Source organism: Pantoea sp. S-LA4, assembly GCF_054482835.1.
Genome location: NZ_JBTLRC010000002.1, coordinates 542,647 through 568,608 on the forward strand (window position 1 = coordinate 542,647; position 25,962 = coordinate 568,608).

The window sequence follows — 25,962 nt, forward strand, 5'->3', positions numbered from 1 at the left end:
CGAGGGATGTGTTAGGAAAACGCATAATAACGATGGCGATGAAAAAGTTGCTCATAGCGTCGCTGCTGTTTAGCAGCGCCACCGTTTACGGTGCAGACGATTTCGTGGTGAAGGATATTCATTTCGAAGGGCTGCAGCGAGTCGCCGTCGGCGCGGCTCTGCTGAGCATGCCAGTACGGGTTGGCGATACGGTGAATGACGATGATGTCAGAAATACCATTCGCTCGCTGTTCGCTACTGGCAACTTTGAGGATGTTCAGGTCCTGCGAGACGGTACAACGCTGATTGTCCAGGTCAAAGAACGTCCTACCATTGCCAGCATTACCTTCACCGGTAACAAAGCGGTGAAAGAGGATCAGCTTAAACAAAATCTGGAAGCCTCTGGTGTACGCGTCGGCGAAGCGCTGGACCGTACCATGCTCTCTTCCATTGAGAAGGGACTGGAAGATTTCTACTACAGCGTCGGTAAATATACTGCCAGCGTGAAAGCGGTCGTTACGCCGCTGCCGCGTAACCGTGTCGATCTGAAACTGGTGTTCACCGAAGGTGTCTCTGCCAAGATTCAGCAGATCAACATCGTCGGGAACAAAGCCTTCAGTTCCGATGAACTGATCTCCCGTTTCCAGCTGCGCGATGAAGTGCCGTGGTGGAACGTGGTCGGCGATCGTAAATACCAGAAACAGAAACTAGCGGGCGACCTTGAAACCCTGCGCAGCTTCTATCTCGATCGCGGTTATGCCCGCTTCAACATCGACTCCACGCAGGTCAGCCTGACGCCGGACAAGAAGGGCATCTACATTACGGTCAACATCACCGAAGGCGATCAGTACAAAATCGCTGGCGTGATCGTCAATGGCAGCATGGCAGGCCATTCAGCAGAAATTGAACATCTGACCAAGATTCCGGCGGGCGAGCTGTATAACGGCGCGAAAGTCACGAAGATGGAAGATGACATCAAGAAGCTGCTGGGTCGCTATGGCTACGCCTATCCGCGCGTGGTTTCTCAGCCAGAAATTAACGATGCCGATAAGACGGTAAAACTGCATATCAACGTGGATGCCGGCAACCGCTACTATGTCCGTAACGTCCGTTTCGAAGGCAACGACACCTCGAAAGATTCGGTGTTGCGTCGCGAAATGCGTCAGATGGAAGGGGCATGGCTGGGCAGCGATCTGGTTGAGCAGGGCAAAGAGCGTCTGAACCGTACCGGCTACTTCGAAACCGTCGATGTCGATACGCAGCGTGTGCCCGGTTCGCCTGATCAGGTTGACGTGGTCTACAAAGTTAAAGAGCGTAACACCGGTACCTTTAACTTCGGCGTCGGTTACGGCACCGAAAGTGGCGTCAGCTTCCAGGTCGGCGTTACGCAGGACAACTGGCTGGGCACCGGTAATACCGTTGGCATCAGCGGTACCAAAAACGACTACCAGACCTATGCCGAGTTCTCGCTGACTGACCCTTACTTCACCGTTGACGGTGTCAGTCTGGGTGGTCGTCTGTTCTATAACGACTTTAAAGCAGACAACGCTGACCTTTCTGACTATACCAACAAAAGTTATGGTGTAGACGGAACGCTTGGCTTCCCGATTAATGAAAACAACACCCTGCGTGTCGGTCTGGGCTATGTCCATAATGACCTGTCAAACATGCAGCCGCAGGTTGCGATGTGGCGTTATCTTAATTCGGTCGGCAAGCCGCAGCAGCTCAATGACGAAGGGGATTTCTCAGCAGATGACTTCACCTTCAACTACGGCTGGACCTATAACACCCTGGATCGCGGTTTCTTCCCGACCTCCGGTAACCGGACCAACCTGAACGGTAAGGTCACCATTCCAGGTTCGGATAACAGCTTCTACAAGGCCACGCTGGATACTCAGCAATATGTGCCGATTAACCAGGATCGCACCTGGGTGCTGTTAGGCCGTGGTCGTGTCGGTTATGGCGATGGTCTCGACGGCAAAGAGATGCCGTTCTATGAGAACTTCTATGCCGGTGGTTCCAGCACCGTTCGTGGCTTCCAGTCCAATACCATTGGTCCGAAGGCTGCGTACTACAATAATAACTCGTCCAACTGCCGGATCGCCGATCCAAACGGTATCTGTAAGTCGGATGATGCGGTGGGCGGTAACGCCATGGCGATAGCCAGCCTGGAGCTGATTACGCCAACGCCGTTCCTGAGCGAGAAGTATGCTAACTCGGTCCGTACCTCGGTGTTTGTCGATGCCGGTACGGCGTGGGATACCAAGTGGGAAAATACGGCGGAAACGCGTGCAGCGGGTATTCCGGACTACAGCGATCCAAACAATATCCGCGTATCAAGCGGTGTTGCGCTGCAGTGGATGTCGCCGCTCGGCCCACTGGTGTTCTCTTACGCCCAGCCGATCAAGAAAATTGATGGAGACAAGTCAGAGCAGTTCCAGTTTAACATTGGTAAAACCTGGTAATGTTCTGAGCAAGGATGCATAGCTGAAGTCTTGCTACCGGGCAGCTCATGTTGCTGTTCCGGGGCAAACACTGTGTCGCTGACACAAACGTTGATGGTAAGGAGTTTATAGTGAAAAAGTTGTTGTGTGCCGCAGGTCTGGGTCTTGCTTTAGCGGTTTCCGCTGGTGTTCAGGCTGCTGACAAAATTGCAGTGGTAAACGTGTCCAGCATTTTCCAACAGTTACCGCAACGTGCGACTGTTGCTAAACAGCTGGAAAATGAGTTCAAAGGCCGCGCCACCGAACTGCAGAGCCAGGAACGCGATCTGCAAACCAAAATGCAGCGTCTGCAGCGTGACGGTTCTACCATGAAGGCCAGCGAACGCAGCCGCATGGAAAAAGACGTGATGTCGCAGCGTGAAGCCTTCTCCTCTAAAGCGCAGGCTTTCGAGCAGGATAATCGCCGTCGTCAGATGGAAGAGCGTAACAAGCTGCTGAGCCGTATTCAGGATGCCGTGAAGAAAGTCGCTGACAGCGATGGCTACGACGTCGTAATCGACGCTAACGCGGTGGCTTATGCATCAAACGCAAAAGACATCACTGCCGACGTGCTGAAACAGGTTAAATAATTGATGTCATCTATTCGACTGGCTGATTTAGCCCAGCAGTTGGATGCAGAATTGCACGGAGATGGCGATATCGTCATCTCCGGCATTGCTTCTATGCAATCCGCCACAACTGGCCAAATCACTTTTCTTGCAAACAGCCGTTACCGCGAGCAACTCGCCCTGATTAAGGCCTCAGCCGTGGTGCTGACGGAAGCGGATCTGGAGTGGTGCCACACCGCAGCGCTGGTAGTAAAAAACCCTTACCTGACGTATGCGCGTATGGCGCAAATACTCGATACTACGCCTCAACCGGCCAGCAATATTGCGCCCAGCGCCGTTATCGATCCCAGCGCCCGACTCGGCGCGAATGTCGCCATTGGCGCGAATGCAGTGATCGAAGCGGATGTTGAACTGGGCGACAATGTGGTGATCGGCGCGGGATGCTTTGTTGGCAAAAAAACCCGCATCGGCAGCGGCACGCGTTTGTGGGCCAATGTCTCGGTTTATCATGAAATTCAGATCGGTCAGGATTGTCTGATTCAGTCCGGTACCGTCATTGGTTCTGATGGCTTTGGTTATGCCAACGATCGCGGTAACTGGGTGAAAATCCCCCAGTTAGGTGCTGTCATTATCGGCGATCGTGTGGAAATAGGTGCCTGTACCACCATTGATCGCGGTGCGCTGGATAACACTCTGATCGGCAATGGTGTTATCATAGACAACCAGTGTCAGATCGCCCACAACGTGGTTATTGGTGACAATACTGCGGTTGCAGGCGGTGTGATCATGGCGGGTAGTTTAAAAATTGGTCGTTATTGTATGATTGGCGGTGCCAGCGTCATTAACGGTCATATGGAAATCTGTGACAAAGTGACGGTGACCGGTATGGGCATGGTCATGCGTCCGATCACAGAGCCTGGTGTATACTCGTCGGGCATTCCGCTACAACCCAACAAAACCTGGCGCAAAACTGCAGCGCTGGTGATGAACATCGATGACATGAGCAAACGCTTAAAAGCCATCGAGCGCAAGGTCGGTAAAGACGACTAACCGCCATCCCAAAACTGACCGGCTTTCATAATAAAAGTGTTAAGCAGGGAAGCCAGGCGCCACAGAACCTATTTGCGGCCTGCGGACGATCATATTGATCTGTGCAGGCCGTGTTATTGATGTCATCAGATTTTTAGGACGGGAAGAGTATTTTGACTACTGAAACTCATACTCTGAAAATTGAAGAGATTTTAGAGCTGCTGCCGCACCGCTATCCGTTTCTGCTGGTAGACCGTGTGCTGGAATTTGAAGAGCACAAATACCTGCGCGCAGTAAAGAACGTTTCTGTTAATGAACCGTTTTTCCAGGGGCACTTCCCTGGTAAACCGATTTTTCCTGGCGTTCTGATCCTGGAAGCGATGGCGCAGGCCACCGGTATTCTGGCGTTCAAAAGCGTGGGTAAACTGGAACCGGGTGAACTCTACTACTTTGCCGGTATCGACGATGCCCGCTTCAAGCGTCCGGTCGTGCCGGGCGATCAAATGATCATGGAAGTCACTTTCGAGAAAACCCGCCGTGGTCTGACCCGCTTTAAAGGCGTGGCGACCGTCGATGGCAAAATCGTTTGTGAAGCGACCATGATGTGTGCCCGTAGCCGGGAGGCATAATTCGTGATTGATCCTACCGCCACTATCCATGCCAGTTCTGTCATCGAAGAAGGCGCCATTATTGGCGCTAACGTTCACATTGGTCCGTTTTGCTTTGTTGGGGCCAACGTTGAAATCGGTGAGGGAACGGTCCTGAAATCACACGTCGTGATTAACGGCCATACGCGTATCGGCAAAGATAATCAGATCTATCAGTTCGCCTCGATTGGTGAAGTGAACCAGGATCTGAAATATGCCGGTGAACCGACGCGGGTTGAAATCGGCGATCGCAACCGCATCCGTGAAAGCGTGACGATTCATCGCGGCACGACGCAGGGCGGCCATGTCACCCAGGTGGGCAGCGATAATCTGCTGATGGTGAATGCGCACATTGCGCATGACTGCGTGATCGGTAACCGCTGCATCTTCGCCAACAACGCGACCCTGGGTGGTCACGTCACGGTCGATGATTTCGCCATTATTGGCGGCATGACGGCGGTACATCAGTGGTGCACAATTGGTGCGCATGTGATGGTTGGCGGCTGTTCCGGCGTAGCGCAGGATGTCCCGCCTTACGTGATTGCTCAGGGCAACCACGCCACGCCTTTCGGGATCAACATTGAAGGTCTGAAGCGTCGTGGCTTTAGCAAAGAGTCACTACACGCGATTCGTAATGCCTACAAATTGCTTTATCGCAGCGGCAGAACGCTGGATGAAGTGAAGCCGGAGATTGAAGCGATCGCGAAGCAGCACAGCGAAGTGCAGCCTTTCTACGATTTCTTTGCCCGCTCAACCCGTGGATTAATTCGTTAATCCATGTCAGCGCGTCCCTTAACGATTGCCCTGGTCGCCGGAGAAACCTCCGGCGATATTCTTGGTGCCGGTCTGATCCGCGCGTTAAAAGCGCGCCATCCTGAGGCTCGCTTTGTTGGCGTAGCCGGTCCGCTGATGCAGGCGGAAGGCTGCGAAGCCTGGTACGAGATGGAAGAACTGGCGGTGATGGGCATTGTTGAAGTGCTGGGCCGGTTGCGACGCCTGCTGACCATTCGCCGCGATCTGACTCAGCGATTTACCGAACTGCAACCGGATGTGTTCGTCGGTATCGATGCGCCCGATTTCAATATCACGCTGGAAGGCAACCTCAAGCGCGCGGGCATTCGCACTATCCACTACGTCAGCCCGTCCGTCTGGGCATGGCGGCAAAAGCGCGTGTTTAAGATTGGCCGTAACACCGATCTGGTGCTGGCGTTTCTGCCGTTTGAAAAAGCCTTCTACGATCGTTATAACGTCCCCTGTCGCTTTATCGGCCATACCATGGCGGATGCAATGCCGCTGCAACCCGATAAGCTGGCCGCGCGCCGTCACCTGGCGATTGCCGATGATGCGCTCTGCCTGGCGCTGCTGCCTGGCAGTCGCGGTGCAGAAGTGGAGATGCTCAGCGGTGATTTTCTCAGAACCGCCCAGCGACTGCGTCAGCACTATCCGGCGCTGGAGATTGTGGTGCCGCTGGTTAACGCCCGACGCCGCGAGCAGTTTGAGAAAATCAAAGCCGAAGTGGCACCTGAACTCCCGATGCATCTGTTAGATGGTCACGGGCGTGAAGCGATGATTGCGAGCGACGCCGCATTACTGGCGTCCGGCACTGCCGCACTCGAATGCATGCTGGCAAAATGCCCGATGGTGGTCGGTTACCGGATGAAGCCTGCTACCTTCTGGCTGGCGAAGCGGCTGGTGAAAACGCCCTACGTTTCGCTCCCCAACCTGCTGGCCGGGCGCGAGCTGGTGACCGAGTTGCTGCAGGATGAATGTCAGCCGGATGCGCTGGCAACCGCCTTAGATCCGCTGCTGCACGCCGGGCCTGAGCGCGACACTCTGCTGCAGACGTTTCATGAATTACATCAACAGATCCGCTGGAACGCCGATGAACAGGCGGCGGATGCGGTACTGGAGCTGGCCAATGCCTGATTTTATCTATCCTGCTGCCGGGCTGATTGCCGGCGTGGACGAAGTAGGGCGCGGGCCGCTGGTCGGCGCGGTCGTCACTGCCGCAGTGATCCTCGATCCGGCGAAGCCGATCGTTGGCCTGGCGGATTCGAAAAAATTGTCAGAAAAACGCCGGCTGGCGCTGTATGACGAAATTAAAGAAAAAGCGCTGGCCTGGAGTCTGGGTCGTGCGGAACCGGAAGAAATTGACCAGCTGAACATTTTGCACGCCACCATGCTGGCAATGCAGCGCGCGGTCGCCGGTCTGCACATTCTGCCGGACTACGTGCTGATTGACGGTAACCGCTGTCCGGCGCTGCCGATGCCGTCGCAGGCGGTGGTGAAAGGGGACAGCCTGGTCGCAGAGATTAGCGCCGCCTCCATCATCGCCAAAGTGACGCGTGACCGTGAGATGGCGGAACTCGATCTGCTGTTCCCGCAGTATGGTTTCGCGCAGCACAAAGGTTATCCGACGGCGCTGCACATGGAAAAATTGACGCAGTATGGCGCCACGCCGCACCACCGTCGCAGTTTTGCTCCGGTACGCAACGCGCTGATTGATGCCGACGTACTGGCAGCCCGCCAGCCCCTTACGCTTTAATAGCCTGACACTGTTTTAACCGGAAACTGATATGGCTGAACCCCGTTTTATACATCTGCGTGTCCACAGTGACTATTCGATGGTTGATGGCCTGGCGAAAACCGGGCCGCTGATCAAGAAGGCGGCTGCCCTGGGTATGCCGGCGATGGCGATTACCGATTTTACTAACCTGTGTGGATTGGTGAAATTCTACGGTGGCGCGCACGGCGCAGGGATCAAGCCGATCATTGGCGCCGACTTCAACGTCGCCAGCGAACTGATGGGGGATGAGTTAACCCAACTGACGGTACTGGCCGCTAACAACACCGGTTATCAGAACCTGACGCTATTGATTTCCCGCGCCTATCAGCGAGGTTACGGCGTGGCCGGACCGATCATCGATCGTGACTGGCTAGTGGAGTTAAACGAGGGATTGATCCTGCTGTCGGGCGGACGTCGCGGCGATGTGGGACGCAGCCTGCTGCGTGGCAATACGGCGCTGGTTTCGCAGTGTCTGGCGTTTTATCAGCAGCATTTTGCCGATCGCTACTATCTGGAACTGGTGCGCACCGGTCGTCAGGATGAAGAGAGCTACCTGCATGCGGCGGTTGAACTGGCAATCGCAGAAGGCGTACCGGTCGTCGCCACCAACGAAGTCTGCTTCATTAATGAAGAGGATTTCGACGCCCATGAAATCCGCGTTGCCATCCACGATGGCTACACGCTGGACGATCCAAAACGTCCACGCAACTACAGTCCTCAGCAATATATGCGCAGCGAAGCGGAGATGTGCGAGCTGTTTTCGGACATCCCCGAAGCGCTGGAAAACAGCGTAGAGATTGCTAAGCGTTGTAACGTTACCGTCCGGTTGGGTGAGTATTTCCTGCCACAATTCCCGACCGGCGACATGACCACCGAAGATTATCTGGTGGTGAAGTCGCGTGAAGGACTGGAAGATCGTCTGGCTTTCCTGTTCCCCGATGAAGCGGAACGCGCAGAGAAACGCCCGGAATATGATGAACGTCTGGAGATTGAACTCAACGTTATCAACCAGATGGGTTTCCCAGGCTACTTCCTGATCGTGATGGAGTTTATCCAGTGGTCGAAAGATAACGGCGTACCGGTCGGACCGGGCCGTGGCTCTGGTGCCGGCTCGCTGGTGGCGTACGCCCTGAAGATCACGGATATCGATCCGCTGGAATTTGACCTGCTGTTCGAACGTTTCCTTAACCCGGAACGTGTGTCGATGCCCGATTTCGACGTCGATTTCTGTATGGAAAAGCGCGATCAGGTGATTGAGCATGTCGCTGACATGTACGGACGCGAAGCGGTTTCCCAGATCATCACCTTTGGTACTATGGCGGCGAAAGCGGTGATCCGCGATGTGGGCCGCGTACTGGGGCATCCTTACGGTTTCGTCGATCGCATTTCAAAACTGATCCCACCCGATCCGGGCATGACGCTGGAAAAAGCCTTTATCGCGGAGCCGCAGCTGCCGGCCATGTATGATGCGGATGAAGAGGTGAAGGCGCTGATTGATATGGCGCGTAAGCTGGAAGGCGTCACGCGTAACGCCGGTAAACATGCCGGTGGCGTGGTGATTGCGCCGACCAAAATTACCGATTTCGCACCGCTCTATTGCGATGAGCACGGCCAGTTTCCGGTCACCCAGTTCGATAAGAATGATGTGGAATATGCCGGGCTGGTGAAGTTTGACTTCCTCGGCCTGCGTACGCTGACCATCATCGACTGGGCGCTGAAGATGATCAACCCGCGCCGGGAAAAGCAGGGCCTGGAGCCGATCGATATCGCCGCCATCCCGCTGGATGACAAGAAAAGCTTCGACATGCTGCAGCGCTCGGAAACCACCGCGGTGTTCCAGCTGGAATCACGCGGCATGAAGGATCTGATCAAGCGTCTGAAGCCTGACTGCTTCGAAGATATGATCGCCCTGGTGGCGCTGTTCCGTCCCGGTCCGCTGCAGTCCGGCATGGTGGATAACTTCATCGACCGTAAACATGGTCGTGAAGCGATCTCCTATCCGGATATTCAGTGGCAGCACGAAAGCCTGAAGCCGGTACTGGAACCAACCTACGGCATCATCCTCTATCAGGAACAGGTGATGCAGATCGCCCAGGTTCTCTCCGGTTATACCCTGGGCGGCGCGGATATGTTGCGCCGTGCGATGGGTAAAAAGAAACCGGAAGAGATGGCCAAGCAGCGTTCGGTATTCCGGGACGGTGCGGAAAGAATGGGCATCGACGGCGAACTGTCGATGAAAATCTTCGATCTGGTAGAAAAATTTGCAGGCTATGGCTTTAACAAGTCACACTCCGCCGCCTATGCGCTGGTTTCTTATCAGACGCTGTGGCTGAAAGCGCACTATCCGGCCGAATTTATGGCGGCGGTCATGACCGCTGACATGGACAACACCGAGAAGGTGGTGGGTCTGGTGGATGAATGCTGGCGCATGGGACTGAAAGTGCTGCCGCCAGACATCAACTCCGGTCTCTATCAGTTCCACGTCAATGAAGCGGGCGAGATCGTCTACGGTATCGGCGCAATCAAAGGCGTCGGCGAAGGCCCGATCGAAGCGATCATTGATGCCCGTAACGAAGGCGGTTACTTCCGCGAACTGTTTGATCTCTGCGCCCGAACCGACACCAAAAAGATCAACCGTCGGGTGATGGAAAAATTGATCATGTCTGGCGCCTTCGATCGTCTCGGACCGCACCGTGCCGCGCTGATGAGTTCACTCAGCGATGCGCTGAAAGCCGCCGATCAGCACGCCAAAGCGGAAGCGATTGGTCAGGCTGACATGTTCGGCGTGCTGGCCGAGGAGCCGGAGCAGGTTGAGAAATCCTACGCCAGCGTGACGCCGTGGCCAGAACAGGTTCAGCTCGATGGCGAACGGGAAACGCTGGGGTTATATCTGACCGGCCACCCGATCAATCAGTATCTGAAAGAAATTGAGCGTTATGTCGGCGGGGTGCGGCTGAAAGATATGCATCCTACCGATCGCGGTAAAATTACCGTCGCGGCCGGTCTGGTGATCGCTGCACGCGTAATGGTGACCAAACGCGGCAACCGAATTGGTATCTGTACTCTGGACGACCGTTCCGGCCGTCTTGAGGTGATGTTATTTACCGATGCGTTAGACAAATACCAGCAGTTGCTGGAGAAAGACCGTATCCTGATCGTCAGCGGACAGGTCAGCTTTGATGACTTCAGCGGCGGCCTTAAAATGACCGCCCGGGAAGTCATGGACATCGACGAAGCGCGCGAAAAATACGCGCGCGGACTTGCTATCTCGCTGACGGACAGGCAAATTGATGACCAGCTATTAAACCGACTCCGTCAGTCCCTGGAACCTCATCGCTCAGGGACCATTCCGGTGCATCTCTACTATCAGAGAGCCGACGCGCGAGCGAAGCTGCGCTTTGGTGCAGCGTGGCGAATTTCGCCCAGCGATCGTTTACTTAACGATCTGCGCTCGTTGATTGGATCGGAGCAGGTGGAACTGGAGTTTGACTAAAACAGGAACATTATGAGTCTTAATTACCTGGATTTTGAACAGCCGATCGCAGAACTGGAAGCGAAGATCGATTCGCTGACCTCGATTGGCCGTCAGGATGATAAACACGTTAATCTGGACGAAGAAGTTCAGCGCCTGCGCGAAAAAAGCGTTGAGCTGACCCGTAAAATCTTCGCCGACTTAGGCGCATGGCAAATCGCCCAACTGGCGCGCCATCCTTTGCGTCCTTATACCTTTGACTACGTCCGTAACGCGTTCGACGATTTCGATGAGCTGGCGGGCGACCGTGCTTATGCGGATGACAAAGCGATTGTCGGCGGTATTGCGCGTCTTGATGGCCGTCCGGTGATGATCATCGGTCACCAGAAAGGGCGTGAAACCAAAGAGAAAATTCGCCGTAACTTCGGCATGCCAGCACCGGAAGGCTACCGTAAAGCGCTGCGCCTGATGGAGATGGCTGAACGCTTTAAAATGCCCATCATCACTTTCATCGATACTCCTGGCGCCTATCCGGGCGTGGGTGCCGAAGAGCGTGGTCAGTCAGAAGCTATTGCGCGCAACCTGCGTGAGATGTCTGGCCTGAAAGTGCCGGTCATCTGTACCGTAATTGGTGAAGGCGGTTCTGGTGGTGCGCTGGCGATTGGCGTGGGCGATAAAGTTAACATGCTGCAGTACAGCACCTATTCAGTGATTTCACCGGAAGGCTGCGCCTCGATTCTGTGGAAGAGCGCCGATAAAGCGCCTCTGGCTGCGGAAGCGATGGGCATTACCGCTCACCGTCTGAAAGAACTGAAGCTGATCGACTCGGTAATTCCTGAGCCGTTGGGTGGAGCGCACCGTCATCCGGTCGATATGGCGCAGTCGCTGAAACAGCAGCTGCTGGCCGACCTGGCCGATCTCGACGGCCTGAGCACGGAAGAGCTGCTGGATCGTCGTTATCAGCGCCTGATGAGCTACGGCTACGCCTGATTCTGATTAGGTAGATAGCTAAAAAAGCGGACTCCGGTCCGCTTTTTTTATGCCGCCAGCCTCTCCTGTCTGTTTAATGCCCACCGTTGCGCCTTCATGCTGTTCATCCGGCAGGTGGCTTGCCGGCTGGCTACACCTTCAATCGGTTAGCGTATATGCTTACCCGATGCCACGACAAAGGGAGGTGAGCATTGAATATTCTGGCGATCATGGGCGCGCACGGCGTGTTTTATAAAGATGAGCCGTTGCGTGAACTCGACGCGGCATTAAATCTGCAAGGTTTTCAGCTACTTTACCCAAAAAACAGCGACGATCTGCTGAAACTGATTGAACACAATCCGCGTATCAGCGGCGTGATCTTCGACTGGGACGCGCATAACAGCCCGGAACTCTGTGGCGAGATCAATCAGCTCAACGAATACCTGCCGCTCTATGCTTTCATCAACACCCATTCGCAGATGGATATCAGCATCAATGAGATGCGGATGCCGCTGCACTTCTTTGAATACGCGCTCAATGCCGCCGACGATATCGCGCTGCATATCCGCCAGTACACCGATGACTACATTGACCACATTACGCCGCCGCTGACCAAAGCGCTGTTCACCTATGTCAAAGAGGGGAAATATACCTTCTGCACGCCCGGTCACATGGCGGGGACCGCCTTCCAGAAAAGTCCGGTCGGCTGCCTGTTCTACGATTTCTTCGGCGCGAATACCCTGAAGTCCGATATCTCGATCTCAGTGACTGAACTGGGCTCGCTGCTCGATCACACCGGCCCGCATCTGGAAGCGGAAGAGTATGTGGCGCGCACCTTTGGCGCGGAGCAAAGTTACATGGTGACCAACGGCACCTCGACCTCAAATAAAATTGTCGGCATGTATGCGGCACCGGCCGGTAGCACGGTATTGATCGACCGTAACTGCCACAAGTCTCTGACGCATCTGCTGATGATGAGCGATCTGATCCCGATCTGGCTGAAGCCGACCCGCAACGCGCTGGGTATTCTTGGCGGGATTCCAAAACAGGAATTTACCCGCGCCAGCATCACACAGAAAGTCGCGGCCACGGAACGTGCCAGCTGGCCGGTCCATGCGGTGATCACTAACTCGACCTATGACGGCCTGCTTTATAACACCCAGTACATTAAAGAGACGCTGGATGTGCCGTCGATTCACTTTGATTCCGCCTGGGTGCCCTATACCAATTTTCACCCGATTTACGCCGGTAAAAGCGGCATGAGCGGCGAACGTATTCCGGGCAAAGTGGTGTACGAAACCCAGTCGACCCACAAGCTGCTGGCGGCCTTTTCACAGGCGTCGATGATTCATATTAAAGGCGACTACGACGAGCAGACCTTTAACGAAGCCTACATGATGCATACCACCACTTCGCCGAACTACGCCATTGTCTCGTCGATTGAAACCGCGGCGGCGATGCTGCGCGGTAATCCGGGCAAGCGGCTGATCAACCGTTCGGTGGAGCGCGCGCTGCATTTCCGCCGCGAGATCCAGCGTCTGCGTGAAGAGTCTGACAGCTGGTTCTTTGATATCTGGCAGCCGGAACAGATCGATGAGGCGCAGTGCTGGCCGATCCAGCCTGGCGACGAGGCGTGGCACGGCTTTACCCAGGCCGATCGCGATCACATGTATCTCGATCCGATCAAGGTCACCATCCTGACGCCGGGCATGAGCGAACTGGGTGAGATGGCCGAAGAGGGGATCCCGGCTGCGCTGGTGGCGAAGTTTCTGGATGAACGCGGCATCGTGGTAGAGAAAACCGGCCCTTACAACCTGCTGTTCCTGTTCAGTATTGGCATCGACAAAACCAAAGCGATGAGCGTGCTGCGCGGACTGACCGAGTTCAAGCGCGCTTACGATCTCAATTTGCGGGTGAAAAATATGCTGCCGGATCTCTACGCTGAAGATCCCGACTTCTATCGCAATATGCGGATCCAGACGCTGGCGCAGGGCATCCATCAGCTGATCCGCCATCACGATCTGCCGCGTCTGATGCTGCAGGCGTTTGATGTGTTGCCGGAGATGAAAATGACGCCGCATCAGGCTTTCCAGCAGCAGGTGAAAGGCAATATTGAAACCGTCGATATCAGCGAGCTGGTCGGGCGGGTGTCAGCCAACATGATTTTGCCCTATCCGCCGGGCGTGCCGCTGGTGATGCCGGGTGAGATGATCACGGAACAGAGCCGTGCGGTACTCGATTTCCTGTTAATGCTGTGCAGCATTGGCCGCCACTATCCGGGCTTTGAAACCGATATCCATGGTGCCACGCTGACCGACGAAGGGGAATATCGCGTTCGGGTGCTGAAAAACGACGCCAGTTAAGAACTTTGTAGATTGTCAGCTATCGGGTGCCTGCGTAAGGTAGGCGCTCGTCTGAAATTAAGGAATTGAAATGCTGCAGTTAACGGCTATCCACCACATTGCGATCATCGCGTCAGATTATCAGCGCAGCAAAGCGTTCTATTGTGACGTGCTGGGCTTCAGCCTGATGGGCGAATATTACCGCGAAGCGCGCGACTCCTGGAAAGGGGACCTGGCGTTACAGGGCCAGTACACCATCGAACTCTTCTCTTTCCCTGAGCCGCCGGCACGGGTCAGTCATCCTGAAGCCTGCGGATTGCGTCACCTCGCGTTTACCGTGCCGGATGTCGCCGCCGCCGCCGCAACGCTGGCGGGGAAAGGCGTGGTGTGCGAACCGATCCGAATTGATGAGCTGACCGGTAAACAGTGCACCTTCTTTGCCGATCCAGATGGTTTGCCGCTGGAGCTTTATCAGGCGTAAAATAGCGCGCTCAGTGGGCCACATCCGGTGGCCCGATTGTCTGGATTGCACCATGTCTTTGTCCGCTCTTGATTCTTTGCTGCAACCGGATGCCGCGCTGGTGGTGGCGTTCAGTGGCGGACTCGATTCCACCGTCCTGCTGCATCAGGCATGGCGCTGGCAGCAGCACTCTCCTCAATCCCGCCTGCGGGCGCTGCATGTTCATCACGGCCTGAGTCCTAATGCCGATCGCTGGGCGGCGCACTGTCTGGCGCTCTGCCAGCAATGGCAGCTACCTTGCGAGGTGCTGCGGGTCAGGATCGATAGCCGCGACAGCGGCATTGAAGCCGCCGCCCGCACTGCCCGCTATCAGGCACTGAGCGCGGCGCTACAGCCTGGCGAAACGTTACTCACTGCCCAGCATCTCGACGATCAGTGCGAAACCTTTTTGCTGGCGCTGAAGCGCGGCAGTGGTCCGGCGGGCTTAGCCGCGATGCCGCCATCCCGCATGTTGGGCGCGCATCGCCTGCTACGTCCGTTGCTTAATCATTCCCGCCAGTCACTGGAGCACTATGCCCGAACGCATCAACTGGTGTGGGTTGAGGATGAGAGCAACCAGGATTTGCGCTACGACCGTAACTTTCTGCGCCAGCGTCTGCTGCCGGAATTGAGTCAGCGCTGGCCCCATTTTGCCGAGGCGACGGCGCGCAGCGCGGCACTCTGTGCTGAGCAGGAGCAGCTGCTGGATGAGCTGCTGGCCGAACAGCTCGCCGCACTGACTCAGCCCGACGGCAGCTTACACTTTCCACCTTTACTGACGATGAGTGAGGCGCGCGCCAATGCGCTGCTGCGCCGCTGGATTGCCGGGCAGGGTGGATCGATGCCGTCACGCGATGCGCTGAACCGTATCCGTCATGAAGTGATGGCGAGTCGCGAAGATGCCCAGCCGCGGCTGCAGTCTGGTCAGGCTGAACTGCGACGCTATCGCCAGCAGCTCTACTGGCTGCCGCGGCTCAGCTCACTACGCGATATCCAGTTGGCGTGGCCCGATATTAGCCAGCCGCTGGCGTTGCCGGACAATCTTGGCCTGCTGCAGGCCAGCCAGGCCCAGCGCCCGTTACGTCTTCCCCAGCCGGATGAGCAGATCAGCGTGCGGTTCCATGCGCAGGGCCAGGTTCATCTGGCAGGGCGTAGCGGCGGACGGGAAATGAAGAAGCTGTGGCAGGCGTTGCACATTCCGCCGTGGCAACGCGAACGGATTCCATTAATTTTTTACAACCAGACGCTGATCTGCGCGCCGGATCTTTTTATTACCCGTGAGGGCGCGGCCATCGATGCGGATGGCTGGCAGGTTGTCTGGCATTCGAAATAGAAACGCAGGAGAGCAATGATGAAAACGTGGATCGCGGCGTGTTTAGTGGCCGCCGCGCTACCGGCCTGGGCGGCGGGTGATGCGCAGAGTGGGGCGCAGAAGGCAGCCAGCTGCATGGCCTGTCACGGTGCAGCAGGAAAAGCCACGGTGCCGCTCTATCCCAATCTGGCCGGGCAACACGCTGAATATCTTGAACATGCCCTGCAGGCTTATAAGAAAGGTGAGCGTAACGGGGGGCAGGCTGAAGTGATGAAAGCGTTCGTCGCGGGATTAAGTGATGCCGATATGGCAGATTTGGCGGCCTACTACGGGTCGTTACAACCCTGAAACGGAAGAGGGCGGGAAAGTCCCGCCCGGAAAACGTGGATTATTCTGCGCTGACAACGACCGTTCCCAGTTCAGGGTGACTGAAGCTGGCGATATGGTCGAGGCGTAACTCGCGGGTTTCACCGGCAAGATCAATGGACAGATATTCCACATTCTTGCGTGAAAATATCTCGCCGGCCTTCGCCTTGAGCTGCTCGCCATTTTTCATCTCCAGCGACAGCATCCAGTTATTTTGGCAGGCGAGTTCCAGATTGTCGTAATCATCGCAATTGATGGGTTGGTACGCTTCATTTATCAACATAGTCGCTCACCAATAAGTTAGCAGCGGCGTAGGCCGCCTGTTCCCTGACAGAAGAGTTTAGCGCAGTATTTGCGGCAATATCATTAAGCGCCTTCAATGCGCAGCCAATCGCATCGGGTATGTAACCTAAATCCCCGCTGCCGATTTCGGCATATTTTCGGCGAACTAACTCACAATAATTTTGCACGTGGCCCTCCTCAGCAGAGCGTCAATACTCTGGTTAACTGGCGACTATATCACAGCCATTTGCAGGAAATCAGCCCGCTTAAAGCAGGAACAGCGCGCAAATCACTGCTAAAGTGACAGATTCCGCTGTCTGACGCGGAAAGAGTCAAAGCACAAAAGGTTAAGTTGATGAACAGGTTATCGGCAGTAAGCGCCATAAGCGCAGGGGAAGGTGGCAGATGATTATGCTGTCACGCAGTGTTGAAATCCCGGAAAGTGAAATTGAGCTGACCGCGATTCGTGCGCAAGGCAACGGAGGACAACATGTCAATAAAGCCAGCACGGCGATACATTTGCGGTTCGATATCGCCGCGTCCTCGTTGCCGGACTTTTATAAACAGCGATTGCTGAGCGCCAGTCATCATTTGATTACCCGCGAAGGGATCGTGGTGATTAAGTCGCAGGAGCATCGCAGTCAGGAGATGAACCGTGAAGCCGCGCTTCAGCGTCTGGTGAATCTGATTCGGGAACTGAGTACGGTGGAAAAGGCCCGGCGCGCGACGCGGCCGACCCGCGCTTCTAAAGAGCGACGGCTGGAGGGGAAAGCACGGCGCAGTACCACTAAGTCGATGCGCGGCAAAGTACAATAAAAAACGCCCCGCAAGCGGGGCGTTTGAGAGCTGAAAAAGTCAGGTTCGTGCGGCGATGAAATCGAGCCTGCTCAGAGAACAAGGTCAGATCGGAAAGTCGCTAAAGCCATCTATGGCCGCTCGGCCCGCACAATTACGCACCTCATCCCTGAGGTGCGCCCGTAGAGGGGCCAACGCTATGCGTTGTTCAAAAACGCTCCCGGCGTTTTTATCCGGGCGGCGGGACGCTTTCCTCTTCTGACCCGGTTTCCTTCGCGTTGAGCTCATCCGTTGCAGCCAGATTCAGCCCGCTTTGACTATCGCTAAGAACTTACTTATTCAGAGCCTTCAGCAGGAAGTCGACGATCTCATCCTGCTTAATCATCTGCTTCTCACCGGCACGGCGCGCTTTATATTCAATCTCCTGATTGTCGAGATTGCGATCGCCAATCACGATGGTGTGCGGCACACCAATCAGTTCCATGTCGGCAAACATCACGCCCGGACGCTCTTTACGGTCATCCAGAATGACATCCACACCTTTGGCGCGTAGCGTCGCGTAGAGCTCTTCCGCCAGCTCTTTCACCCGGAACGATTTCTGCATGTTCATTGGCAGAATCGCCACTTCGAACGGTGCCAGCGCCGCAGGCCAGATAATGCCGCGTTCATCATGGTTCTGTTCAATCGCCGCCGCGACGACACGGGTGATGCCGATGCCGTAGCAGCCCATGCTCATCACCTGATTGCGGCCATCTTCACCCTGAACCGAGGCTTTCATCGCGTCAGAATATTTGGTGCCAAGCTGGAAGATGTGACCCACTTCGATGCCGCGTTTAATCTGCAGCGTGCCTTTGCCATCCGGGCTGAGATCGCCTTCGACCACGTTACGGATATCCGCCACGCTGGCCAGCGGCAGATCGCGCTCCCAGTTGATGCCAAAATAGTGTTTACCGTCGACGTTTGCGCCAGCGCTGAAATCACTCATCTTCGCCACGGTACGGTCGGCGATGATTGGCATCTTCAGCCCGACCGGACCGATAGAACCCGGACCCGCACCGACGGCAGCCCGGATCTCTTCTTCGGTGGCGAACACCAGCGGCGCAGCGACGATCTCCGCTTTTTCCGCTTTGATCTCATTCAACTGATGATCGCCGCGGACCAGCAGGGCAACCAGCGGATGGCCGCTCTCTTCCGCACCTTTGACGATCAGCGTCTTCACCGTCTGCTCAATCGGCAGCTGGAATTGCTCAACCAGTTCGGCGATGGTTTTGGCATCTGGGGTATCAACGATGCGCATTTCCTGGGTCGGCGCGGCGCGTTCGCCGGCTGGGGCAACGGCTTCGGCCAGTTCAATGTTAGCCGCATAGTCAGAGTCAGTAGAGAAGATCACATCATCTTCGCCGCTCTGCGCCAGCACCTGGAACTCATGTGACGCGCTGCCGCCGATCGAGCCGGTATCCGCCTGCACCGCACGGAAATCGAGTCCCATACGGGTGAAGCTCTGGCTGTAAGCGCGATACATCGCCTCGTACGTTTCCTGCAGTGACTCCTGCGAAACGTGGAATGAGTAAGCATCTTTCATGATGAATTCACGTGAACGCATCACGCCAAAACGCGGGCGCACTTCATCACGGAATTTGGTCTGAATCTGATACAGATTCAGCGGCAACTGCTTATAAGAGCTCAGCTCGTTGCGGATCAGATCAGTGACCACTTCTTCATGCGTCGGACCCAGCACGAATGGACGATCGTGGCGATCGGCAATACGTAACAGTTCCGGGCCATACTCTTCCCAGCGACCGCTCTCTTGCCACAGGTCGGCAGGCTGCACCACCGGCATTGAAATCTCAATCGCGCCGGCGTTGTTCATCTCTTCACGCACGATGTTTTCGACTTTTTTCAGCACGCGCACCCCGGTCGGCAACCAGGTGTACAAGCCAGAAGCCAGTTTGCGGATCATTCCGGCGCGCAGCATCAGCTGATGGCTGATCACTTCAGCGTCGGAAGGCGTCTCTTTCTGAGTAGAGAGCAGATATTGAGTAGTACGCATTGATTACGATTCCAGTTGATCGGAAAGTCACAGACAGAATTTTGCTGGCGGCTAGTGTACCAGTGAGATCACCGGCTCAAAAGCGGGTTTTAACGCGGGTCGATGGCGATCACTTCCGTTCCGGCCTCGTCGATGCGCCAGCGCACATTAAAATCGATCAGCCAGGCGGCATATTCCCGTTGCTCCACTTCACCTTTGCGGTAAGCGGGACGAGGGTCCTGCGCCAGCACCTCACTGATAAAGCGCGCCAGATGCGGGTAGCGCACCTGCTGCTGTTGCAGTTGCTGCTGCGCCTGAGCCGAGAAGCGGACCGGCATATCAGCCGCCGGTGCGGCCTGAGCAAAACCAGCCTCGGCGTGCGGTATCGCTTCCGCAAACGGCAGATAGGGTTTGATATCAACCACCGGCGTTCCGTCGACCAGATCCAGACTGCCAAGCTGCAGGATCACCTGCTGTTTATCGACATGAATGCCCTTGAGCTCAACCAGCGACATGCCAATCGGGTTAGGGCGGAAGGTTGAGCGGGTCGCGAACACCCCGATGCGCGCATTGCCGCCGAGCCGGGGCGGACGGACCGTCGGTCGCCAGCCACCGGCCATGGTCTGATGAAACACGAACAGCAGCCAGAGATGACTGAAGGCTTCCAGCCCGCGTACCGCTTCCGGCTGGTTATAGGGTGCCAGCAGGTGCAGCTCGCCGCCGCCGTCCTGCACCAGACCGGGCTGGCGCGGTACGGCAAACTTCTCTTTCCACGGTGAGCGGATTACCCCAATTTGCGCAAAGGCGAATTCACTCATTGATTACTGACTTTCAGCGCCGAACCCTGGCATACCGCCTGGCGGTAGCAGCCTGGCGTTCCGGTCACAATTTCACATTTATGCAGCAGCACCGCGTTGGCTTTCATCTGCGAGGCGCGGATCTGCAGGCGTTTACGCGCGGTGGCGATGTTAGCCGGCGAGTTCTGGTTACTGATCTGGCAATCTTCAGCCGAGACTTCGCCCAAATCGCGGAACGGTTTGCTGACCAGGTCAGCCGCATCGGTGTAGAGCTTAACCGGTGCAGGACGCGACGCAGGTTTGCGGGCCGGTTCGCTGGATTGCTGCGGACGAGAAGGTGCGCTGCTTATCGGGTGATATTCATGGACACACCCGGTCAGCATCAATGCTAACAAGCAGAGCGGTAAAAAACGCATGGCAACATCCTCAGGTTTCAAAAAGTGGCGTTATTGAAACAAGGACCAGAATAAATAACAAGTCGGGCAGGAGACCCAATAACAGAAAGGGCGGCATCGCGCCGCCCTGGTAGAAATGAGTAACCGTATTACCAGCCTTTAACGGCGCCGCCGTTGAAGACTTTATTCGCGGCTTCGCTGACTTCGTCAGACTGATAAGCCTCAACGAATTTCTTCACGTTTTCCGCATCTTTATTGTCTTCACGCGCCACAATCAGGTTCACGTAAGGGGAATCTTTATCTTCGACAAAGATACCGTCTTTGGCTGGTGTCAGACCAATCTGGCTGGCGTAGGTGGTGTTGATGACCGCCAGCGCAATCTGCTGATCGTCGAGTGAACGCGGCAGCTGCGGTGCTTCCAGCTCAACAATTTTCAGATGCTTAGGGTTCTCGGTGATGTCCAGCGAGGTCGGCAGCAGGCCCACGCCATCTTTCAGTTTGATCAGACCCACTTTCTGCAGCAGCAGCAGGGTACGGCCCAGGTTGGTCGGATCGTTGGGAATCGCCACCTGAGCGCCCTCCTGCAGCTCATCCAGTGATTTAATCTTTTTCGAATAGCCCGCGATTGGGTAGACGAAGGAGTTACCGACGGAGACCAGCTTATAACCACGATCTTTGATCTGCTGATCCAGATACGGTTTATGCTGGAAGGCATTCGCGTCGATATCGCCTTTGCTCAGCGCTTCGTTAGGCAGCACATAATCGTTAAACGTCACCAGCTCAACGTCGAGGCCATACTTCTCTTTCGCGACTTTCTGTGCCGCTTCAGCTACCTGCTGCTCAGCACCGACAATCACGCCCACTTTGATATGATTGGGATCTTTCTCTTTTTGATCGCATCCTGCCAGCGCAATCGCGCCAATCAGTGCACCCACAGCGGCAATTTTTTTAAATCTGAAAGACATATCCTTTCCTTAATAGTGTTATTGCTGGCTTACTTATGGGACACCGCACGTACGATGCGGTCGCCACAGAATTGAATGAGATACACCAAAACCACTAACAACACCAATACCGTATTCATCACGGTGGCGTTGTAGCCGATATAACCGTACTGATAACCGATCTGACCCAGACCGCCAGCGCCGACTGCACCACCCATTGCTGAGTAACCGACCAGCGTAATCAGGGTAATCGTCGCGGCGTTGACCAGGCCTGGCATCGCTTCCGGCAGCAGAACCTTACGGACGATCTGCATTGGCGTGGCGCCCATCGCGCGTGACGCTTCAATCAGTCCGGTTGGCAGCTCCAGCAGGGCGTTTTCCACCATACGCGCAATAAAAGGTGCGGCACCGACGGTTAACGGCACGATGGCGGCCTGTAAGCCAATTGAAGTGCCGACGATGACGCGGGTGAACGGAATCATCCAGACCAGCAGAATAATGAAGGGAATCGAACGGAAAATATTCACCAGCGCCGAGAGCACCCGGTAGAGTCCCTGATTCTGCAGAATCTGGCCTGGACGGGTGACATACAGCAGCACGCCGACCGGCAGCCCCAGCACAAAGCCAAAGAAGCCCGAGACAAAGGTCATCATCAGCGTTTCCCATACGCCGCGCCCCAGCAACCACATCATCGCCTCAGACATAACCTAACACCTCTACTTTCACGTGATTCTCCTGCAGCCAGGCGATGGCCTGACGGGTATCGCTTTCTGTGCCGTGCATTTCGGCCAGCATAATGCCGAACTTCACACCGCCGGCATAATCCATCTGGGCACTGATAATGTTGTTATTGACGTTGTAACGGCGGGCCGCTTCCGACAACAGTGGCGCATCGACCGATTTACCGGTGAACTCCAGACGCAGCAGCGGCACACTGTCATGGCTGGCGACGGCCGAAAGACGCTGTTGATAGTCATCCGGGATATCCAGATGCAACGTTGACTGAATGAACTGCTGCGCCAGCGGCGTTTTCGGATGCGAGAAGACTTCACTGACGCTGTCTTTCTCGATCAGTTCGCCCTGACTGATAACCGCGACCTGGTCACAGATGCGTTTCACCACATCCATTTCATGAGTGATCAGCAGGATGGTCAGGCCGAGACGGCGGTTAATGTCTTTCAGCAACTCCAGAATCGAGCGGGTCGTGGCCGGATCGAGCGCGCTGGTGGCTTCATCGCACAACAGCACCTTAGGATTACTGGCCAGAGCGCGGGCAATGGCGACGCGCTGCTTCTGGCCGCCTGAAAGGTTTGCGGGCCAGGCATCATGCTTATCGGACAGGCCGACCAGTTCCAGCAATTCAGCGACCCGCGCCTTAATCTGCTCGCGTGACAGGTTACCCAGCTCCAGCGGCAGTGAAACGTTGCCGGCGACGGTACGGGAGTTCATCAGGTTAAAGTGCTGAAAGATCATGCCGATCTGACGACGCGCCTGGGTTAACTGGCGTTCACTAAGTGCAGTCAGGTCAGCACCATCTACCAGTACCCGGCCCGAAGTCGGGCGCTCAAGCAGATTAACGCAACGGATCAATGTACTTTTGCCGGCACCGGAAGCCCCGATGACGCCATAAATTTGTCCGGCAGGCACGTGCAGACTGACGTCAGATAACGCCTGAATGGTGCGGTTGCCTTGCTGGAACACCTTGGTGATATTTTCTAATTTAATCATTACGTTATTTATTATCGTGTTGCGTTGTCCGTGGTGTGGCAGGCGGTTAAGCCTGATATGCTGTCAAAGCTGGATGGATGGTAAGGCATCCAGACGTCTAAATCAATGGAAGTGATTCAATCTGGCATTCTCCCTTTTATAGCAATCATGCGATACTGATCGGCAATTTTTACAGCAGGAGTTTCTACGTGGCGAATAAAGTCCCAGCCATTTTTCTTGATCGCGATGGCACCCTCAACGTCGACCATGGCTATGTCCATGAAATTGATAACTTCCAGTTCATTGACGGCACGATTGAGGCGCTACAACAACTGAAGCAGATGGGTTTTGCTTTGGTCGTAGTGACCAATCAGTCTGGTATTGCGCGCGGCATGTTTACCGAAGATACCTTTATGCGGCTGACCGAATGGATGGACTGGTCATTAGCCGATCGTGATGTGGATCTCGATGGCATCTATTTCTGTCCGCATCATCCTGAGGCGACTGTTGAAGAGTTTCGCCAGGTGTGTGATTGCCGCAAACCACAGCCGGGGATGTTGTTAACGGCGCAGCAGGAACTGCACATTGATATGGCGGCTTCTTATATGGTGGGCGATAAGCTGGAAGATATGCTGGCGGGTCAGGCTGCAGGCGTGGGTAAGAAAGTACTGGTCCGTAGTGGTAAGCCGGTCACCGCTGAAGGCGAAGCTGCAGCAGACTGGGTGATTGATAGCCTCGCCGTGCTGCCAGCACGCATCAAACAGGGCTAAAACGGCGCTTTTGTGCAAATTTCAGACGAACAGCAAAAAAGTTTAAATTTGCACTTGCGCTATCTGAAGCGTCCCCTATAATGCGCCTCCACTGACACGGAACACCGGTTTACGGAGTAACGGGTCAGCAGGCACAGGAGACTGCGCCGCCGGAGAAAACTTCTGAAAAAGAAGTTGACTCTGAAGGAGGAAGGCGTAATATACGCCACCTCGCGACAGGAAGCTAACGCACTGTTCGCACTGCTCTTTAACAATTTATCAGACAATCTGTGTGGGCACTCGCAGGATTGATATCAGCGTCTCCGGACGTAAAAAATATCAAGTCTCACGAGTGAACACATAATGAAATTCATTATGACGTTTTACAGATGAGCACCGCTTAACTTGTTTAAGCAAATCAAACTTAAATTGAAGAGTTTGATCATGGCTCAGATTGAACGCTGGCGGCAGGCCTAACACATGCAAGTCGGACGGTAGCACAGAGGAGCTTGCTCCTTGGGTGACGAGTGGCGGACGGGTGAGTAATGTCTGGGGATCTGCCCGATAGAGGGGGATAACCACTGGAAACGGTGGCTAATACCGCATAACGTCGCAAGACCAAAGAGGGGGACCTTCGGGCCTCTCACTATCGGATGAACCCAGATGGGATTAGCTAGTAGGCGGGGTAATGGCCCACCTAGGCGACGATCCCTAGCTGGTCTGAGAGGATGACCAGCCACACTGGAACTGAGACACGGTCCAGACTCCTACGGGAGGCAGCAGTGGGGAATATTGCACAATGGGCGCAAGCCTGATGCAGCCATGCCGCGTGTATGAAGAAGGCCTTCGGGTTGTAAAGTACTTTCAGCGGGGAGGAAGGCGATGTGGTTAATAACCGCGTCGATTGACGTTACCCGCAGAAGAAGCACCGGCTAACTCCGTGCCAGCAGCCGCGGTAATACGGAGGGTGCAAGCGTTAATCGGAATTACTGGGCGTAAAGCGCACGCAGGCGGTCTGTTAAGTCAGATGTGAAATCCCCGGGCTTAACCTGGGAACTGCATTTGAAACTGGCAGGCTTGAGTCTTGTAGAGGGGGGTAGAATTCCAGGTGTAGCGGTGAAATGCGTAGAGATCTGGAGGAATACCGGTGGCGAAGGCGGCCCCCTGGACAAAGACTGACGCTCAGGTGCGAAAGCGTGGGGAGCAAACAGGATTAGATACCCTGGTAGTCCACGCCGTAAACGATGTCGACTTGGAGGTTGTTCCCTTGAGGAGTGGCTTCCGGAGCTAACGCGTTAAGTCGACCGCCTGGGGAGTACGGCCGCAAGGTTAAAACTCAAATGAATTGACGGGGGCCCGCACAAGCGGTGGAGCATGTGGTTTAATTCGATGCAACGCGAAGAACCTTACCTACTCTTGACATCCAGCGAACTTTCCAGAGATGGATTGGTGCCTTCGGGAACGCTGAGACAGGTGCTGCATGGCTGTCGTCAGCTCGTGTTGTGAAATGTTGGGTTAAGTCCCGCAACGAGCGCAACCCTTATCCTTTGTTGCCAGCGATTCGGTCGGGAACTCAAAGGAGACTGCCGGTGATAAACCGGAGGAAGGTGGGGATGACGTCAAGTCATCATGGCCCTTACGAGTAGGGCTACACACGTGCTACAATGGCGCATACAAAGAGAAGCGACCTCGCGAGAGCAAGCGGACCTCACAAAGTGCGTCGTAGTCCGGATCGGAGTCTGCAACTCGACTCCGTGAAGTCGGAATCGCTAGTAATCGTGGATCAGAATGCCACGGTGAATACGTTCCCGGGCCTTGTACACACCGCCCGTCACACCATGGGAGTGGGTTGCAAAAGAAGTAGGTAGCTTAACCTTCGGGAGGGCGCTTACCACTTTGTGATTCATGACTGGGGTGAAGTCGTAACAAGGTAACCGTAGGGGAACCTGCGGTTGGATCACCTCCTTACCTGAAGATACCTTCCCGCGCAGTGCTCACACAGATTGTCTGATAGAAAAGTAATGAGCAAGA

Annotated in this window: 23 protein-coding genes and 1 rRNA gene; 16 read left to right on the forward strand and 8 right to left on the reverse strand. The window is 55.3% G+C overall.

Going from position 1 to position 25,962, the window contains the following annotated elements; genetic code table 11:
• Positions 1–32 precede the first annotated feature (32 nt).
• The 13 genes from bamA (at position 33) to ACX3P5_RS03335 (ending at position 16,215) form a co-directional block, all read left to right on the forward strand.
• Positions 33–2,444, forward strand: coding sequence for an outer membrane protein assembly factor BamA (gene bamA / locus ACX3P5_RS03275; RefSeq protein WP_336755807.1), 2,412 nt, complete (start codon positions 33–35; stop codon positions 2,442–2,444).
• Positions 2,445–2,554: 110 nt separating this feature from the next.
• Positions 2,555–3,052, forward strand: a complete 498-nt coding sequence (gene skp / locus ACX3P5_RS03280) for a molecular chaperone Skp (protein ID WP_003852644.1) — start codon at positions 2,555–2,557, stop codon at positions 3,050–3,052.
• 3 nt (positions 3,053–3,055) lie between these two features.
• Positions 3,056–4,081 carry a UDP-3-O-(3-hydroxymyristoyl)glucosamine N-acyltransferase gene (lpxD, locus tag ACX3P5_RS03285; RefSeq protein WP_233985240.1) on the forward strand — a complete coding sequence of 342 codons (1,026 nt, stop codon included), beginning with the start codon at positions 3,056–3,058 and terminating at the stop codon, positions 4,079–4,081.
• 152 nt (positions 4,082–4,233) lie between these two features.
• A complete protein-coding gene (gene fabZ, locus ACX3P5_RS03290; RefSeq protein ID WP_031375286.1) occupies positions 4,234–4,689 on the forward strand; it encodes a 3-hydroxyacyl-ACP dehydratase FabZ in 456 nt (151 codons plus the stop codon).
• 3 nt (positions 4,690–4,692) lie between these two features.
• The gene (gene lpxA / locus ACX3P5_RS03295) at positions 4,693–5,481 is read left to right on the forward strand and encodes an acyl-ACP--UDP-N-acetylglucosamine O-acyltransferase (protein ID WP_233985239.1); all 789 of its coding nucleotides are present in this window, start codon (positions 4,693–4,695) and stop codon (positions 5,479–5,481) included.
• A 3-nt stretch (positions 5,482–5,484) separates the two neighbouring features.
• Positions 5,485–6,633, forward strand: coding sequence for a lipid-A-disaccharide synthase (gene lpxB, locus ACX3P5_RS03300; RefSeq protein ID WP_458968286.1), 1,149 nt, complete (start codon positions 5,485–5,487; stop codon positions 6,631–6,633).
• Positions 6,626–7,252, forward strand: coding sequence for a ribonuclease HII (gene rnhB / locus ACX3P5_RS03305; RefSeq protein WP_262287783.1), 627 nt, complete (start codon positions 6,626–6,628; stop codon positions 7,250–7,252). Before lpxB ends, rnhB begins: the two co-directional genes overlap by 8 nt.
• 31 nt (positions 7,253–7,283) lie before the next feature.
• Positions 7,284–10,766, forward strand: coding sequence for a DNA polymerase III subunit alpha (dnaE, locus tag ACX3P5_RS03310; protein ID WP_233985236.1), 3,483 nt, complete (start codon positions 7,284–7,286; stop codon positions 10,764–10,766).
• Positions 10,767–10,778: 12 nt separating this feature from the next.
• Complete coding sequence (gene accA, locus ACX3P5_RS03315; RefSeq protein ID WP_031375289.1) at positions 10,779–11,735, forward strand: acetyl-CoA carboxylase carboxyl transferase subunit alpha; 957 nt, start codon at positions 10,779–10,781, stop codon at positions 11,733–11,735.
• A 191-nt stretch (positions 11,736–11,926) separates the two neighbouring features.
• On the forward strand, positions 11,927–14,077 hold the full coding sequence (locus ACX3P5_RS03320; protein WP_233985235.1) for a lysine decarboxylase LdcC: 2,151 nt from the start codon (positions 11,927–11,929) through the stop codon (positions 14,075–14,077).
• A gap of 70 nt (positions 14,078–14,147) precedes the next feature.
• Positions 14,148–14,537 carry a VOC family protein gene (locus tag ACX3P5_RS03325; RefSeq protein ID WP_458968287.1) on the forward strand — a complete coding sequence of 130 codons (390 nt, stop codon included), beginning with the start codon at positions 14,148–14,150 and terminating at the stop codon, positions 14,535–14,537.
• Positions 14,538–14,589: 52 nt separating this feature from the next.
• On the forward strand, positions 14,590–15,888 hold the full coding sequence (gene tilS / locus ACX3P5_RS03330; RefSeq protein WP_458968288.1) for a tRNA lysidine(34) synthetase TilS: 1,299 nt from the start codon (positions 14,590–14,592) through the stop codon (positions 15,886–15,888).
• 18 nt (positions 15,889–15,906) lie between these two features.
• Positions 15,907–16,215, forward strand: a complete 309-nt coding sequence (locus ACX3P5_RS03335; protein ID WP_233988220.1) for a c-type cytochrome — start codon at positions 15,907–15,909, stop codon at positions 16,213–16,215.
• A 40-nt stretch (positions 16,216–16,255) separates the two neighbouring features.
• On the opposite strand, the gene rof is transcribed toward ACX3P5_RS03335, so the two are convergent.
• Together rof and ACX3P5_RS03345 are read right to left on the reverse strand one after the other, a co-directional pair.
• Complete coding sequence (gene rof, locus ACX3P5_RS03340; RefSeq protein ID WP_233985232.1) at positions 16,256–16,516, reverse strand: Rho-binding antiterminator; 261 nt, start codon at positions 16,514–16,516, stop codon at positions 16,256–16,258.
• Positions 16,503–16,703, reverse strand: coding sequence for a YaeP family protein (locus ACX3P5_RS03345; protein WP_031375293.1), 201 nt, complete (start codon positions 16,701–16,703; stop codon positions 16,503–16,505). Before ACX3P5_RS03345 ends, rof begins: the two co-directional genes overlap by 14 nt.
• A 217-nt stretch (positions 16,704–16,920) precedes the next feature.
• Here ACX3P5_RS03345 and arfB point away from each other — a divergent pair, with 217 nt between their 5' ends.
• Positions 16,921–17,331 (forward strand): alternative ribosome rescue aminoacyl-tRNA hydrolase ArfB, encoded by a 411-nt coding sequence (gene arfB, locus ACX3P5_RS03350; RefSeq protein ID WP_094120992.1) that lies wholly within the window; start codon positions 16,921–16,923, stop codon positions 17,329–17,331.
• Between the two features lie 310 nt (positions 17,332–17,641).
• Here the strand turns inward: arfB and proS are convergent, their stop codons facing one another.
• The 6 genes from proS to metN all read right to left on the reverse strand — a co-directional run bounded on the left by proS (position 17,642) and on the right by metN (position 23,203).
• Positions 17,642–19,360, reverse strand: a complete 1,719-nt coding sequence (gene proS / locus ACX3P5_RS03355) for a proline--tRNA ligase (protein ID WP_233985231.1) — start codon at positions 19,358–19,360, stop codon at positions 17,642–17,644.
• Between the two features lie 89 nt (positions 19,361–19,449).
• Positions 19,450–20,157, reverse strand: coding sequence for a tRNA (N6-threonylcarbamoyladenosine(37)-N6)-methyltransferase TrmO (gene tsaA, locus ACX3P5_RS03360; protein ID WP_233985230.1), 708 nt, complete (start codon positions 20,155–20,157; stop codon positions 19,450–19,452).
• The gene (rcsF, locus tag ACX3P5_RS03365) at positions 20,154–20,552 is read right to left on the reverse strand and encodes an Rcs stress response system protein RcsF (protein ID WP_233985229.1); all 399 of its coding nucleotides are present in this window, start codon (positions 20,550–20,552) and stop codon (positions 20,154–20,156) included. The genes tsaA and rcsF overlap by 4 nt, the downstream gene beginning before the upstream one ends.
• A 128-nt stretch (positions 20,553–20,680) precedes the next feature.
• Entirely contained in the window at positions 20,681–21,496 is an 816-nt protein-coding gene (locus ACX3P5_RS03370; protein ID WP_458968289.1) for a MetQ/NlpA family lipoprotein, read from the reverse strand.
• Positions 21,497–21,525: 29 nt separating this feature from the next.
• Positions 21,526–22,179, reverse strand: coding sequence for a methionine ABC transporter permease MetI (locus tag ACX3P5_RS03375; RefSeq protein WP_009091958.1), 654 nt, complete (start codon positions 22,177–22,179; stop codon positions 21,526–21,528).
• Complete coding sequence (metN, locus tag ACX3P5_RS03380; RefSeq protein WP_233985227.1) at positions 22,172–23,203, reverse strand: methionine ABC transporter ATP-binding protein MetN; 1,032 nt, start codon at positions 23,201–23,203, stop codon at positions 22,172–22,174. The genes ACX3P5_RS03375 and metN overlap by 8 nt, the downstream gene beginning before the upstream one ends.
• A gap of 188 nt (positions 23,204–23,391) precedes the next feature.
• Between metN and gmhB the strand changes: the two genes are divergently transcribed.
• Both gmhB and ACX3P5_RS03390 read left to right on the forward strand, forming a co-directional pair.
• Positions 23,392–23,952 carry a D-glycero-beta-D-manno-heptose 1,7-bisphosphate 7-phosphatase gene (gene gmhB, locus ACX3P5_RS03385; protein ID WP_458968290.1) on the forward strand — a complete coding sequence of 187 codons (561 nt, stop codon included), beginning with the start codon at positions 23,392–23,394 and terminating at the stop codon, positions 23,950–23,952.
• Between the two features lie 405 nt (positions 23,953–24,357).
• Positions 24,358–25,899 (forward strand): 16S ribosomal RNA (locus tag ACX3P5_RS03390).
• The last annotated feature ends 63 nt before the right edge of the window (positions 25,900–25,962 follow it).